The organism is Sporosarcina saromensis (assembly GCF_054901285.1).
Genome location: NZ_CM142738.1, coordinates 972,580 through 986,896 on the forward strand (window position 1 = coordinate 972,580; position 14,317 = coordinate 986,896).

General features: G+C 44.6%; 12 protein-coding genes and 1 other annotated feature. Of the genes, 11 read left to right on the forward strand and 1 reads right to left on the reverse strand.

Going from position 1 to position 14,317, the window contains the following annotated elements; translation table 11 throughout:
* Positions 1 to 36 precede the first annotated feature (36 nt).
* Complete coding sequence (locus ACVHUV_RS04715; protein WP_317943738.1) at positions 37 to 621, reverse strand: N-acetyltransferase; 585 nt, start codon at positions 619 to 621, stop codon at positions 37 to 39.
* Positions 622 to 1,230: 609 nt separating this feature from the next.
* On the opposite strand from ACVHUV_RS04715, the gene ACVHUV_RS04720 reads away from it, so the two are divergent.
* The 11 genes from ACVHUV_RS04720 to cysS all read left to right on the forward strand — a co-directional run bounded on the left by ACVHUV_RS04720 (position 1,231) and on the right by cysS (position 14,313).
* The gene (locus ACVHUV_RS04720) at positions 1,231 to 1,692 is read left to right on the forward strand and encodes a CtsR family transcriptional regulator (RefSeq protein ID WP_317943736.1); all 462 of its coding nucleotides are present in this window, start codon (positions 1,231 to 1,233) and stop codon (positions 1,690 to 1,692) included.
* 29 nt (positions 1,693 to 1,721) lie between these two features.
* On the forward strand, positions 1,722 to 2,285 hold the full coding sequence (locus tag ACVHUV_RS04725; protein WP_317943734.1) for a UvrB/UvrC motif-containing protein: 564 nt from the start codon (positions 1,722 to 1,724) through the stop codon (positions 2,283 to 2,285).
* Positions 2,275 to 3,357, forward strand: a complete 1,083-nt coding sequence (gene mcsB, locus ACVHUV_RS04730; RefSeq protein ID WP_462086297.1) for a protein-arginine kinase McsB — start codon at positions 2,275 to 2,277, stop codon at positions 3,355 to 3,357. Before ACVHUV_RS04725 ends, mcsB begins: the two co-directional genes overlap by 11 nt.
* Before the next feature lie 176 nt (positions 3,358 to 3,533).
* Positions 3,534 to 5,981, forward strand: a complete 2,448-nt coding sequence (gene clpC / locus ACVHUV_RS04735) for an ATP-dependent protease ATP-binding subunit ClpC (RefSeq protein ID WP_317943732.1) — start codon at positions 3,534 to 3,536, stop codon at positions 5,979 to 5,981.
* A gap of 71 nt (positions 5,982 to 6,052) precedes the next feature.
* Entirely contained in the window at positions 6,053 to 7,420 is a 1,368-nt protein-coding gene (gene radA, locus ACVHUV_RS04740; RefSeq protein ID WP_317943731.1) for a DNA repair protein RadA, read from the forward strand.
* Positions 7,421 to 7,809: 389 nt separating this feature from the next.
* Positions 7,810 to 8,910, forward strand: coding sequence for a PIN/TRAM domain-containing protein (locus ACVHUV_RS04745; protein ID WP_317943730.1), 1,101 nt, complete (start codon positions 7,810 to 7,812; stop codon positions 8,908 to 8,910).
* 15 nt (positions 8,911 to 8,925) lie between these two features.
* Entirely contained in the window at positions 8,926 to 9,609 is a 684-nt protein-coding gene (gene ispD / locus ACVHUV_RS04750) for a 2-C-methyl-D-erythritol 4-phosphate cytidylyltransferase (protein ID WP_462086298.1), read from the forward strand.
* 11 nt (positions 9,610 to 9,620) lie between these two features.
* A complete protein-coding gene (ispF, locus tag ACVHUV_RS04755; RefSeq protein WP_317943727.1) occupies positions 9,621 to 10,100 on the forward strand; it encodes a 2-C-methyl-D-erythritol 2,4-cyclodiphosphate synthase in 480 nt (159 codons plus the stop codon).
* A 166-nt stretch (positions 10,101 to 10,266) separates the two neighbouring features.
* Positions 10,267 to 11,730 (forward strand): glutamate--tRNA ligase, encoded by a 1,464-nt coding sequence (gene gltX, locus ACVHUV_RS04760; RefSeq protein ID WP_462086299.1) that lies wholly within the window; start codon positions 10,267 to 10,269, stop codon positions 11,728 to 11,730.
* A 246-nt stretch (positions 11,731 to 11,976) separates the two neighbouring features.
* Positions 11,977 to 12,204: a binding site (T-box leader), on the forward strand.
* Between the two features lie 59 nt (positions 12,205 to 12,263).
* Entirely contained in the window at positions 12,264 to 12,932 is a 669-nt protein-coding gene (gene cysE / locus ACVHUV_RS04765) for a serine O-acetyltransferase (RefSeq protein ID WP_317943724.1), read from the forward strand.
* Complete coding sequence (gene cysS / locus ACVHUV_RS04770; RefSeq protein WP_317943722.1) at positions 12,913 to 14,313, forward strand: cysteine--tRNA ligase; 1,401 nt, start codon at positions 12,913 to 12,915, stop codon at positions 14,311 to 14,313. The genes cysE and cysS overlap by 20 nt, the downstream gene beginning before the upstream one ends.
* Positions 14,314 to 14,317: the final 4 nt, after the last annotated feature.

Consider the following 14,317-nt stretch of genomic DNA (forward strand, 5'->3'; position numbering starts at 1 on the left):
AACAAGCAGCCTCACTGTGGAGAGGCTGCTTGTTCATTATTTTGTTGCTACAAAGGATTCAAGAATGTTTTGTTTGCGTTCTTTTTCAAAAACTAAAACTTTATCGGTCGGGTCGTATTGATCACCGTAAAATGTCTCATCCTTATACGTATGGATTTCTTCATATGTTGTTTTCATCGCTTCGTAGACGGTCTCCTCATCGGCGTCTGTCGGGGACCAGAAAAGGATTTCGAGTTCCGTTTGTTCGCCGGTTGCGAGCGAGCGTCTGCTGTATCCGATTCGTCGCGCGTGATGAAATTGTTCGCGTGCATAAAATTTCAGACGTTTAGCGGTGTCTGTATCTTCGTAATCAACCGGTTCCACTTCTAAAATGATCGGCTTTCCTTTTGCTTTTAAGGATGTCAAAAGCTTTCGTCCGAGACCTGCACCGCGGGATTGAGCGGAGACAAATAAGTAGTCGATGAAAATGAATGTTTCAGTTTCTGCATACATGAGGACATGATGCGGTCCTTCTTCTTTGATGTAGACGTTTTTCTTGTCTTTCAATAGGGCGTCCATATGTTCTTTGGACTTCATTTCTTCGATCGGGAAATACTCACTTAATTTTTCGTACCAGTTCATGCTGAAAATCTCCTCCATTGGTATGGGTGTACCTGGAGCTTTTTGTTTTGGGGTTCGTGAAGAGAGTTTTGCGTGCATTTGACAGAGTGTCTCTAGGTTTTTGTTCTGTCAAATCCAAATCACGCCTCGGTTAGATGCTGTAGAACAGTAGAGGGTTTTGTTCGAGAACACTCGAATTTATGTGTAAATACATCAAGACGCAATTCTATTCAAAAGGACAGATTGCTTCAGGGTGAAGAATTGGGATTGTTTGCAATCGACAGTTCATCAGTCCTCTTGAACGCAACTCTGTGACGAGGAAAAAAGAGGTCAGAAAAAAATCCTCAACTACTTTATTACCCTCTAAAATCTATTATAAACAAGAAAAAAGTATGCATCAACTCTTACGGGGTTTCTAAAAAGAGTTGAAGAGTACTTTGTCAATATATGATGTATTCATTCAAAATGTGACTGTGAATTCTCAGTTTGGGGGATAGTGACTGAATGGAAGAGAGAGTTTGATGGCTGGAAGGTAGCATTTCAATTGCAATTACAAGTTTTATTCGTGTACAATTAAGTCAAAGATAGTCAAAGTCAGTGACTTGTCACCAAGAGGAAAGAGGTGAAAATATGCGAAACATTTCTGACATTATAGAAGGGTATTTGAAGGGTATTATCGAAAAAGAAGATAGTGGAACAATTGAGATTAAACGAAGCGAAGTAGCTGAGAAATTTCAATGTGTTCCTTCCCAAATCAATTACGTCATTAACACACGGTTTACAGTAGAACGTGGGTACGCTGTCGAGTCCAAACGAGGTGGTGGCGGGTATATACGAATTTACCGCGTTCAAACAAACTCGCACAAAGAATTGATTGAACATATTTTAGAGAGCATCCATCAAGGTGTCACGTATACGATGGCGGAAGATGTAGTGCTCAGGATGCTCGAGGAGAAAGCTATTTCTGAGCGAGAAGCGAGAATTATCTTAGCGGCTGTAGATCGGAATACGCTCCATTTCCCATTGCCGGAGCGGGACATCATACGGGCACGGGTTTTACAATCGGTATTAATGACACTCTTATACAAATGACAAGCGTAGCATGACGAAGAGGTGAGATGATGAATTGTGATAACTGTAAAGAACGGCAGGCTTCCGTAATTTTTACACAGGAAAATGCGAATGGGACAACCGAACGTCATTTGTGTGACAAATGCGCATTCCAATCGCAAATGTTTCACTTGGATCCGAACCAGGAACCGCTTTCGATTCAACAGTTCCTCTCCCATTGGTTTGGCGGTACGGACTCAGTTCAACCTTTCCAACAAACGAGGGATAGCTTACCGGAGGGGCCAAAGTGTCCTGATTGTCAATTGACGTTTAGACGGTTTTTAGACGTTGGGAAGTTTGGATGCCCTACTTGTTATACGACGTTCAAAGAGCGATTGCCACGTGTTTTGAGCAAACTCCATAATGGCCATACGACACACGTTGGGAAAATTCCTGTTTCATTCAATGAATTGTTCGCTTTGAAGAAGAAAATAGAGGAAATTCGAATGGAAATGCAACAAGCGATTGAGGCGGAGCGGTTTGAGGATGCGGCCACATTGAGGGACGAGGCGAATGCATTGAAACTTCGCTTGGCGCAATGTGCGGACGGAGGTGATGTTGGCGATGTCAATTGATAAATTCATGGAGGATGCGGTTACTGGTTGGATGAAATCGAGTGGCGAGCATGCAGATATCGTCATGTCGACAAGAATCCGGTTAGCTCGAAATTTAAAGGGGTATCGCTTCCCAATTGCATTCACTGCTGAAGAAGCTCACAAAATCGATGAAGCAGTTTCAACTGCATTGCTTAATTCTGGAGAAAAAGGGTATGCCTATATGAAGATGTCTGAGCTAACGTTACTCGATCGACAAGTTCTTGTCGAAAAACATCTCGTCAGCCCTCAACTGACAGATTCAAAACGGCACGGTGCAGTCCTCTTATCAGAAGACGAAACGATTAGCATAATGGTGAATGAGGAAGACCATATCCGAATTCAATGTATCTATCCGGGGTTCCAACTTGAAAATGCCTATGAGCAGGCGGATACAGTTGATAATTATTTGGAAGGCCAATTGCCATACGCTTTTGATGAAGCGTTCGGGTACTTGACGAGTTGCCCGTCAAATACGGGTACGGGCATGCGAGCATCCGTCATGATGCATTTACCGGCTTTGACGATTACAAAACAAATCGATCGAATTATTCCTGCAATCACCCGACTAGGGATGGTTGTAAGAGGGAGCTATGGTGAAGGCAGTGAAGCGCCAGGGAATATTTATCAAGTTTCAAATCAGACGACTTTAGGGAAAACGGAGAAAGAGATTTTAGCGGACTTGAAAAATGTGGCATTACGATTAATTGCCCATGAACGTCGTTCGCGGGAACTGCTGCTCTCCAAGTCACGCGTCGCGTTGGAAAACAAATTATTTAGATCACTCGGCATCATCACGTACGCTCGACTACTACCATCTGGGGAAGCTGCACGTTGCCTGTCGGATGTCCGTCTCGGTATTGATTTAAATATTATCGAAGACATTGATATGTCTATATTGAATGAGTTGATGGTTTTCATGCAACCGGGCTTTTTACAGCAATATGCGAAAGCAGAGTTAACTGCAGAAGAACGGGATATTTTCAGAGCGAATTTATTCAGGGAACGGTTGCGACCAGATCGACAACAAGAAGAAAATAATAAAGAAAAGTAAGCAAGTATTTTGCAAGGGACTTTTCTTTTTATTATAATTAAGTCAAAGATAGTCAAAGTCAATTTAGTGGAATTGGGTTGCTTGATGGCCTGATTGAATAGAGTAAAAGAGATGTATTTTTCGTGAGCGTCATGCGAAAAACAGTTTAGATGGTAAATAAAAGGAGTGGAATGCATATGATGTTCAATCGTTTTACACAGCGTGCACAAAAAGTGTTGCAACTTGCACAAGAAGAAGCGATCCGAATGAAACATGAATCAATAGGCACAGAACATATTTTATTAGGACTTATACGTGAAGGTGGCGGCATTGCTGCAAAAGCATTGGAAGCGATCGACGTCAGCTTTGAAACAATCGAAAAAGGCGTCGAAAGCCTTGTTGGATCAGGTTCTAAGGAAGTTGGTCCAATCGTTCATTACACACCGAGAGCGAAAAAAGTCATTGAGTTGTCTGTCGATGAATCGCGTAAATTAGGACACTCTTACATTGGTACGGAGCATATTCTGTTAGCGCTTATCCGCGAAGGGGAAGGCGTTGCTGCACGCGTGTTAAATAATGCGGGTGTTAGCTTGAACAGAGCGAGACAACAGGTTCTTCAATTGTTAGGCAGTAATGATACAGCTGTCGGTTCTCAAAGTTCATCCGCATCTGCCTCAACGCCTACATTAGATAGTCTGGCGCGCGACTTAACGGAAGTCGCTCGTGAAGGTTCTTTAGATCCAGTCATCGGTCGTAGCAAGGAAATCACCCGTGTTATCGAAGTGCTTGCTCGCCGCACGAAAAATAATCCGGTCTTAATCGGTGAGCCGGGTGTGGGTAAGACCGCAATTGCAGAAGGGCTTGCGTTGCAAATTGTTAACAATGAAGTACCTGAAATCTTGCGAGATAAGCGTGTCATGACGCTTGATATGGGTACAGTTGTTGCAGGTACAAAATATCGTGGTGAGTTTGAAGACCGGATGAAAAAAGTGATGGAGGAAATTCGTCAAGCCGGTAATATCATTCTATTTATAGACGAGTTGCATACATTGATTGGTGCAGGTGGTGCTGAAGGGGCGATTGATGCGTCCAATATTTTGAAACCATCGTTAGCACGTGGTGAATTGCAATGTATCGGTGCGACAACACTTGACGAATACCGAAAATACATCGAAAAAGATGCGGCGCTTGAAAGACGTTTCCAGCCAATTCAAGTAGATGAACCAACAGTGGAAGAGACGATCCTAATTATTAACGGTTTGCGTGATCGTTATGAAGCGCATCATCGTGTGAAAATTACGGATGAGGCAATTGAAGCTGCGGCGAAGATGTCCGATCGATACATTTCCGATCGCTTCTTGCCGGACAAAGCGATTGACTTGATAGATGAAGCCGGTTCTAAAGTCCGTTTACGTTCGTATACGACGCCACCGAATTTGAAAGAACTGGAATCTAAATTGGAAGCGATTCGCCATGAAAAGAATGCCGCGGTGCAAAGCCAGGAATTTGAAAAGGCTGCATCATTCCGCGATAAAGAACAAAAAATGAAAGAAGAACTCGAAAAGACGAAAACGGCTTGGAAAGAGAAACAAGGGAAAAAAGAGTCTGAAGTGACGGTGAATGACATTGCGGAAGTCGTCGCGATGTGGACAGGGGTTCCGGTAGCGAAAATTGCTGAAACGGAAACTGCAAAACTGTTGAACATGGAAGAGTTGCTTCATGAGCGTGTCATCGGTCAAAGTGAAGCTGTAATGGCAATTTCCCGGGCAATCCGAAGAGCGCGTGCAGGATTGAAAGATCCGAAGCGTCCAATCGGTTCGTTCATTTTCCTCGGACCGACGGGTGTAGGTAAAACCGAACTTGCAAGAGCGCTAGCGGAAGCGATGTTTGGTGATGAAGATGCGATGATTCGAATTGACATGTCCGAGTATATGGAGAAGCATGCGACGTCCCGACTTGTTGGTTCACCTCCAGGTTACGTAGGATACGATGAGGGCGGCCAGTTAACGGAAAAAGTGCGTAGAAAGCCGTATTCGGTTGTCTTACTGGATGAGATTGAAAAAGCGCATCCGGATGTATTCAACATCTTATTGCAAGTGTTGGAGGATGGAAGATTGACGGATTCGAAAGGACGTACGGTCGACTTCCGGAACACAGTCGTTATTATGACGTCTAACGTCGGAGCAGATGCGTTGAAGCAAAATCGGTATGTCGGTTTTAATCTTCAAGATGGTGAACAAGACTACGAAGGCATGAAGTCCAAGATGTTGGATGCGCTGAAAAAAGCGTTCCGTCCGGAATTCTTGAACCGTGTCGATGAAATGATTGTATTCCATTCACTTGAAAAAGATCACTTGCGTGAAATTGTGACGCTGATGTCTAATGAGTTGACGAAACGCTTGGCTGAACAAGATATTACGCTTGAATTGACAGATGAAGCAAAAACGAAGATTGCGTCAGAAGGGTATGACCCGGATTATGGCGCGCGTCCGTTGAGACGTGCACTTCAAAAACATGTCGAGGATCGCTTATCGGAGGAACTGTTGAAAGGCACGGTTCTGACAGGTGGTAAAGTGGTTGTCGATGTGGAAGATGACAAGTTCGTCGTGAAGACGGAACGCGAAGCAGTGGCGGAAAATCAATAATTGGATGGCCCTTCCGTAGAATTCGCATTTCTACGGAATCGGGCCGTCTTTTTTCATAGATGGAGGGTACTATGGCAAAACGAAAGACGAAATTCATGTGTAGGGATTGTGGATATGAATCGCCAAAATGGATGGGAAGATGTCCGGGTTGTGGCCAATGGAACACGATGGACGAGGAAGTTGAAATTGTAAGTAAAGGTCCTCGTGGTGCATTCCAGCATACAGAAACCGTTCATCAAAAGGCCCAACCAATCAATTCCATTCAGACGGCAGAGGAACCGAGGGTGAAAACGGAGCTAGGCGAATTGAATCGTGTGTTAGGTGGCGGAATTGTACCAGGCTCCCTTGTGCTCATAGGTGGCGATCCAGGAATAGGGAAATCAACGTTACTACTTCAAGTTTCTTCTCTTCTTGCGAACCAACAACAGCGAGTATTGTACATATCAGGAGAGGAATCCATTCGACAAACAAAATTGCGTGCAGAACGGCTTGGTGTTACGTCGGATGAATTGTATATCTATGCAGAAACAGACTTGTCCAAGATTCATGAAACGATTAATGACGTTCAACCGAAGTTTGTCATTGCGGATTCCATTCAAACGATTCATCATCCGGAAGTAACGTCAGCTCCAGGAAGTGTCTCGCAAGTGCGGGAATGTACTGCGGAATTAATGCGCATAGCAAAGACGCAAAATATCGCGATCTTCATCGTCGGACATGTAACAAAAGATGGACAGATTGCAGGTCCGCGGCTACTGGAACATATGGTGGATACGGTTCTGTATTTTGAAGGGGAGCGTCACCATACGTATCGGATTTTGCGCAGTGTGAAAAACCGATTCGGGTCGACAAATGAAATTGCTATTTTTGAGATGTTGCAGTCTGGTTTAAAAGAAGTGTTGAATCCATCAGAATTATTTTTGCGAGAACGATCCCAAGGCGGAGCGGGTTCGACTGTCGTGGCATCCATGGAAGGAACCCGTCCAATTCTTGTTGAAATCCAAGCGCTTGTGACGCCTTCGAGTTTTAATTATCCAAAACGGATGGCGACAGGTATTGATCAAAACCGTGTGTCATTGCTCATGGCTGTTCTGGAAAAGAGAATGGGGATGCTGCTGCAAGCGCAAGATGCGTATATAAAAGTTGCGGGTGGTGTAAAACTGGATGAACCGGCGATCGATTTAGCAGTGCTAGTCAGCATCGTCTCTAGTTACCGCGATGCGGCTGCGGGGGCGACAGATTGTTTCATAGGCGAAGTCGGTTTGACAGGAGAAGTTCGCCGCGTTTCCCGTATTGAACAACGCGTCATCGAAGCAGCCAAACTAGGCTTCGAACGAGTCTTCATCCCAGCCTCCAACATCGGCGGATGGGACTTCCCAAAAGGAATAGAAGTCATAGGCGTCGAAACAGTAAGCCAAGCATTAAAAACAGTGTTTTAATAACCAAAAGCGGAGAACGTCGTTTAGGCGCGACAGGCGCTGGAAGACTAGACCAGAAGGCGCTCTTTGCCTTATGCGTCTAGGCTGAAGCGACCCGAGGGCCTGACGTTCGGAGCTGGATGTCACCAAAAGCGTAGAACGTCGTTTAGGCGCGACAGGCGCTGGAAGGCAAGACCAGAAGGCACTCTTTGCCTTATGCGTCTAGGCTGAAGCGACCCGAGGGCCTGACGTTCTGTAAATAAGAGGGGGATGCATAAGGGGGGCAGGAACTTTGACGGGTGTTTGAGAGTCCTAACCATAGTAGGAAATCAAGTGATGTCAATGGTTCAGAACAGCGAATGCGCTAAAAAACATGTATAGTATTGAATAATGAAATGGAGGTGTTGTGCATGTTGAAAAGAGTGGTGCAAATTGGATTGCTCCTTGTAGGAGGGACACTCGGCGTATTATTTTTACCGTATTTATTTACTTTATCTTCTTTTACTTCTCAGCCGATGATTGACAATCCATATGTAGCTGCAGTTTTAGGGGCAATTGTATTATATTTACTAGGTCTGTTCATCGCAGATCCGATCGTCAATTTTATTAAGTGGATGGAAGATTTGTTGTTGAAAGCGCCAATTTTTGACTTGCTATTTGGGACAATCGGGTTGATTGTCGGATTAAGTGTTGCGTTTTTAGTCAGTTTCGGATTAAGTAGTATTGAAATCCCGATTATTACTTCCATTCTTCCGATATTGCTTTCAATCTTGCTTGGGTATCTTGGCTTCCAAGTAGGGTTCAAGAAACGAGAAGAATTTTTGCATGCTTTATTTGCGATGCGAACTAGTAGCCAAAAGAAGAAGGATGGGTCGGATGCTTCTGTTCAATCAGAAGCAAAAGTCAATAAGATTCTCGATACGAGTGTCATTATAGACGGGCGTATTGCTGATATTGCAGCGACTGGGTTTCTTGAAGGTGTGCTCGTTGTTCCGCAGTTCATGCTGACAGAGCTTCAGCATATTGCTGATTCGTCGGATTCGTTGAAACGGACGAAGGGTAGAAGAGGGCTTGATGTGTTGAAAAGGTTGCAAACGGAAGACGGCCCGAGTGTTTTGATTACCGATGAAGATTTTAATGATGTTGCGGAAGTGGACTTGAAACTTGTGCGACTTGCTAAAAGTATGAATGGTCTTGTTGTGACGAACGATTTTAATTTGAATAAAGTAGCTGATTTACACGGTGTCGATGTGTTGAATATAAATGACTTGGCAAACGCTGTGAAACCGGTCGTCATTCCAGGTGAAGAGATGCATGTCGTTGTCATCAAGGACGGTAAAGAGCATAACCAAGGAGTTGCATACTTGGATGATGGAACGATGATCGTCATTGAAGAAGGTAGATCGCATATTGGGAACACAATAGATGTTGTCGTTACGAGTGTGTTGCAAACTTCTGCTGGACGAATGATTTTTGCGAAACCGAAGAATGGGAAATCGGCAAAATCGTAAGGAAGAGGCTTGTTGATGGAGACTTATACTGTAATGCTCCCTGCTGCAGGAAGTGGGCGCCGCATGGGAGCGGGGTTCAATAAATTATTTTTGGAGTTGGCGGGAAAGCCGATTCTCATGCATACATTGGATGTGTTTGAGCGGGATCACAACTGTGAAGGAATGATTTTATCCGTCAAACCGGAAGAGCGACCGACGATTGAACAGATGCTCCAGGCATACGGCATAACGAAAGTAAAGGCGATGGTTCCTGGTGGTGCGGAGCGGCAACAAAGTGTAGCTGCTTGCATTCAAGCTCATCAAGATGGCGGAGTTGTGCTCGTGCATGATGCAGCACGTCCGTTCATTCACCAAGATGTCATTCGTAAACTCGTTGAGGTGGCAAGTGAGTACGGCGCAGCCATTGCGGGAGTGCCTGTTAAGGATACGATTAAAGTGACTGTCGATGGTGTAGTGGAACAGACGGTAGACCGCTCAAAATTGTGGTCCATTCAGACACCACAAGCTTTTCGTTATGAACTTCTAAAGGAAGCTTCTGAAAAGGCGGAAGCAGATGGTTTTTTAGGGACGGACGAATCGATGATTGTGGAACGGCTTGGTGTGCCTGTTCGCATCGTTGAAAGTACGTACGATAATGTGAAAATGACGACGAGTGAGGACTTGCTATTTGGTGAAGTCCTCTTGAAACGTAGACAGTAGGAGGGGTTTGGATGATTCGAGTTGGACAAGGGTTTGATGTGCATGAGTTTGCAGAAGGACGTCCATTAATAATTGGTGGGATTACCATTCCGTATGATAAAGGGCTGATCGGCCATTCAGATGCGGATGTATTGTTACATACGGTGACGGACGCTGCTTTAGGGGCGATTGGTGAAGGGGATATAGGCAGACATTTTCCGGATACGGATGCTGCTTTTAAAGATGCTGATTCAGCGGTTCTGCTTGAAAAAGTGTGGAGCATTGTTGAACAGAAAGGTTATCGGTTAGGCAATATCGATTGTACGATTATGGCGCAGAAACCTAAAATGGCGCCTCATATCGAGACAATCCGTGCGCGTATTGCAGAACTGTTGCATGCAGATGTATCGCAAGTGAACGTGAAAGCGACAACGACTGAAAAGTTAGGGTTTGTCGGTAGAGAAGAAGGAATTGCTTCGATGGCGACAATTCTTCTTTTGAAAAACGAATAAATGCTGTAAGGGCCATGGACCGCGAGTCAAAACGTGTTGTCCAATTAAGCAAGGGAATAGTGCTTCATTGGCAATGATAGACGAGCGATACGTTCATCGCCCTTTTAAATCAGCTTCAGCAGTGATAAAATGACACTTGAATCAAACATGAACGGAGATGCTTTTAATGACAACAGAAGTACGTGTACGTTATGCGCCAAGTCCGACTGGCCATTTACATATCGGTGGTGCCCGGACGGCATTATTCAATTACTTATTCGCAAAACATCACGGCGGGAAATTCATTATCCGAATTGAGGATACCGATATTGCCCGTAATATTGAAGCGGGTGAATTATCACAACTTGATAATTTGAAGTGGCTTGGCGTCGAGTACGACGAATCGGTAGACATCGGTGGGGACTATGGTCCGTATCGCCAAATGGAACGTCTGGAACTCTATACGAAATATGCGCAAGAGTTGCTTGATGGCGGTCATGCGTATAAATGTTTCTGTACAACAGAAGAGTTGGAAGCTGAGCGCGAGAAGCAAAAAAGTGCTGGAATTGCTGCGCCGATGTATGCGGGCACTTGCAGAAATCTGACTGCTGAAGAGGTTGCTGAAAAAGAAGCGGCAGGTATGCCGTATACAATCCGTATGCGCGTGCCTGAAAACGTGACGTATAAAGTGGATGACCTTGTTCGTGGAGAAGTTGTATTTGAATCAGAAGATGTTGGTGATTGGGTAGTTGTGAAAGCGAACGGTATCCCGACGTATAACTTTGCGGTCGTCATTGATGACCATTTGATGAAAATTTCACATGTTTTCCGTGGAGAAGAGCATTTGACGAATACGCCGAAGCAATTAATGATTTATGATGTGTTCGGATGGGACTATCCACGTTTTGGTCATATGACGTTAATTGTCAATGAGGATCGGAAAAAGCTATCTAAACGTGATGAGTCGATTATTCAGTTCATTTCCCAATATAAGGACCTAGGTTATTTACCGGAAGCGATGTTTAATTTCTTTGCGTTGCTCGGTTGGTCTCCAGTTGGAGAAGAGGAGATCTTTACGAAGAATCAACTCATTGAGTTGTTTGATGAAAGTCGTCTATCTAAGTCTCCATCTATGTTTGATAAACAAAAATTGACGTGGATGAATAACCAGTACGTTAAAAAATTAAGTTTGGATGAAGTCGTCGAGTTGACGTTACCACATTTGCAAGCGGCAGGTCGTGTGAACGAGGAGATGACGGAAGAGGAGCGCAAGTGGGTTCATGATTTGATTGCTTTGTACCAAGCGCAACTAAGTTATGGAGCTGAAATTGTTGAGTTGACCGCCCAATTCTTCACGGATCATATTGAATATGATGAACAATCTAAAGAAATCTTGGCGGGCGAACAAGTGCCAGAAGTAATGGCTGCTTTCCAACGTCAATTGGAGGAGTTGGAATCGTTTGATCCGACTTCCATCAAGGCAGCAATTAAAAATGTGCAAAAGGAAACAGGCCATAAAGGAAAGAATTTGTTTATGCCGATTCGTGTAGTAGCGACGGGTCAAGCGCACGGACCGGAGTTGCCGGATTCCATTGCGTTGATTGGCAAGGAAACGACGATTGAGCGCGTTTCGAAGTATGCGAAAGCTTGAGTTGATTTGGAGTTATGCGGCGTTTTGAGGAGATATGCCGTGATTTGAGGAGTTATGCGGCGTTCTGAGGAGATATGCTGTGATTTGAGGAGTTATGCGGCGTTCTGAAGAGATATGCCGGGATTCAAGTTGTTCTGCTTTGTTCTAAGTAGTTCTGAGGATTGCGGCGTTTTAGAGTTGCAAGGGTGTGCGTCTTCGTGCATAATCGAAGTACGTCGTTCGTATAGTCAATTATAGATTTGGATATAGAAAGCTTTGATAAGGAGAAGTACGTATTGCATGCGCTTCAGAGAGGATCATCGTCGGCTGGAAGTGATCTGTGCCTCTGTAATACGGAAATGCCCCTTTGAGTGCCGTGCCGAAAAGTGAAGTAGGCTGGACGCTTCGCCAGCGTTAATAGGCGATAAGCGGGAAGTGGCCAGGTGACTGGTTTCTTCCAAGCGGAGTGGAACCGCGCATATATGCGTCTCTGTCTATTTATGGACAGGGGCGTTTTTTGTGTTTTGAAAAGAAGTGAGATAGGAGGAAGTGGCGTGATACGTAGGATGAGGGAAGACATTAGATGCATATTTGAACAGGATCCTGCAGCACGGAGCACTTTCGAAGTGGTGTTGACGTATTCAGGGCTTCATGCGATTTGGGCGCATCGGCTTGCGCATGCGTTGTATAAACGGAATCTGTCCTTTCTAGCGCGATTCATCTCACAGATCAGTCGGTTTTTTACGGGGATTGAAATACATCCAGGTGCGACGATTGGTCGCCGGTTGTTCATTGACCATGGCATGGGGATTGTTATCGGTGAGACGTGTGAAATTGGAGATGATGTCACGTTGTATCAAGGGGTTACACTTGGTGGGACTGGGAAAGAGAAAGGCAAACGTCATCCGACGCTAGGGAACAATGTGCTAGTCGCTTCAGGGGCGAAAGTGTTAGGCTCTATTACAATCGGAGACAATAGTAAAGTGGGCGCAGGTTCTGTCGTGTTAAAAGATGTACCTGCGGATTCGACGGTTGTCGGCATACCGGGGAAGGTCGTCATGACAAACGGCGTACGTGTGAAGGATAAACACGATCACCGGAATATGCCGGATCCGGTTACTGATACGTGTAACCAATTGGAAAATGAAATCGCAATGCTGAAAAAACGAATAGAAGAATTAGAAAAGAAAGAGGGGAATCTTGATGGGCATTCAAATTTTTAACTCATTGACGCGAAAGAAAGAGCCTTTTATTCCTTTGGAAGAAGGTAAGGTGAAGATGTATGTGTGCGGACCGACTGTCTACAACTACATCCATATTGGAAATGCAAGGCCGGTTATTGTGTTTGATACGGTACGAAAATATTTGGAGTATCGTGGCTATGAAGTGAATTTTGTTTCGAACTTCACAGATGTGGACGATAAGATCATAAAGACGGCAAATGAGCTCGGTGAAGAGGTTGGGGAGCTAACAGATCGTTTCATTAACGCGTATTTCGAAGATGTTGGTGCACTTGGTTGCACAAAAGCGAATGCCCATCCGCGAGTGACGGAGCATATTGACGATATTGTGGAATTTATTCAAGTGTTGATTGACAAAGGGTATGCGTATGAAGCGCAAGGAGATGTGTATTTCCGTACGCGCAGTTTTGATGGGTATGGCAAGCTGTCACATCAATCAATCGATGAGTTGAAAGTCGGAGCGCGCATTGAGGATAGTGGGATTAAAGAGAATCCGCTAGACTTTGCATTATGGAAATCTGCCAAAGAAGGAGAAATCGCTTGGAGCAGTCCTTGGGGGCATGGTCGTCCTGGGTGGCATATTGAATGTTCTGTTATGGCAAGAGAGCATTTGGGCGATACGATTGATATCCATGCGGGTGGTCAGGATTTGACATTCCCACACCATGAAAATGAAATTGCGCAATCCGAAGCGATGACAGGGAAGCAATTTGCGCGCTATTGGATGCATAATGGCTATATTAATATTGATAATGAAAAGATGTCGAAATCACTAGGGAACTTTATTCTTGTGCATGATATCCGCCAAAAAATTAGTCCGAGAGTGCTTAGGTTCTTCATGCTGTCTGTTCAATACCGTCATCCAGTGAATTTTTCACAAGAACTAGTGGAAAGTGCCGCAAATGGGTTGGAGCGCATTCAAACAGCGTACACCAATTTGCAACACCGTTTGGATTTGTCGGCAGACCTTGGCGACCAGCAAGACATTTGGACGTACAAAGTGGATGAAGTGGTCCGCCAGTTTGAAGAGGCGATGGACGATGACTTTAATACGGCAAATGCCATTGCGGCGATTTTTGAACTTGCAAAGACGGCGAATGTTTATCTGAAGGAGAAAAATACACAAACGACTGTATTAACATACTTCATCGAGACATTTGATCGTTTAATGGGTGTGCTTGGGTTGCCATTTGAACAAGAGCAGGACTTGTTGGATGAAGACGTTGAACAGCTTATTGAAGAACGGCTGACTGCGCGTCGTGAGAAGAACTTCCAACGTGCAGACGAAATTCGTGATGTATTAAAACAACAAGGTATTATTTTGGAAGACACTGCACAAGGTACGCGGTGGAAGAGAGGGTGAGTGA

What these genes read in the sequence shown, in the direction of transcription:
- gltX (WP_462086299.1), top strand. Translation starts at nt 10,267, where the DNA reads ATGACAACAGAAGTACGTGTACGTTATGCGCCAAGTCCGACTGGCCAT.
- radA (WP_317943731.1), top strand. Translation starts at nt 6,053, where the DNA reads ATGGCAAAACGAAAGACGAAATTCATGTGTAGGGATTGTGGATATGAA.
- ACVHUV_RS04715 (WP_317943738.1), bottom strand. Translation starts at nt 621, where the DNA reads ATGAACTGGTACGAAAAATTAAGTGAGTATTTCCCGATCGAAGAAATG.
- clpC (WP_317943732.1), top strand. Translation starts at nt 3,534, where the DNA reads ATGATGTTCAATCGTTTTACACAGCGTGCACAAAAAGTGTTGCAACTT.
- mcsB (WP_462086297.1), top strand. Translation starts at nt 2,275, where the DNA reads ATGTCAATTGATAAATTCATGGAGGATGCGGTTACTGGTTGGATGAAA.
- ACVHUV_RS04720 (WP_317943736.1), top strand. Translation starts at nt 1,231, where the DNA reads ATGCGAAACATTTCTGACATTATAGAAGGGTATTTGAAGGGTATTATC.
- ACVHUV_RS04745 (WP_317943730.1), top strand. Translation starts at nt 7,810, where the DNA reads ATGTTGAAAAGAGTGGTGCAAATTGGATTGCTCCTTGTAGGAGGGACA.
- ACVHUV_RS04725 (WP_317943734.1), top strand. Translation starts at nt 1,722, where the DNA reads ATGAATTGTGATAACTGTAAAGAACGGCAGGCTTCCGTAATTTTTACA.
- ispF (WP_317943727.1), top strand. Translation starts at nt 9,621, where the DNA reads ATGATTCGAGTTGGACAAGGGTTTGATGTGCATGAGTTTGCAGAAGGA.
- ispD (WP_462086298.1), top strand. Translation starts at nt 8,926, where the DNA reads ATGGAGACTTATACTGTAATGCTCCCTGCTGCAGGAAGTGGGCGCCGC.
- cysS (WP_317943722.1), top strand. Translation starts at nt 12,913, where the DNA reads ATGGGCATTCAAATTTTTAACTCATTGACGCGAAAGAAAGAGCCTTTT.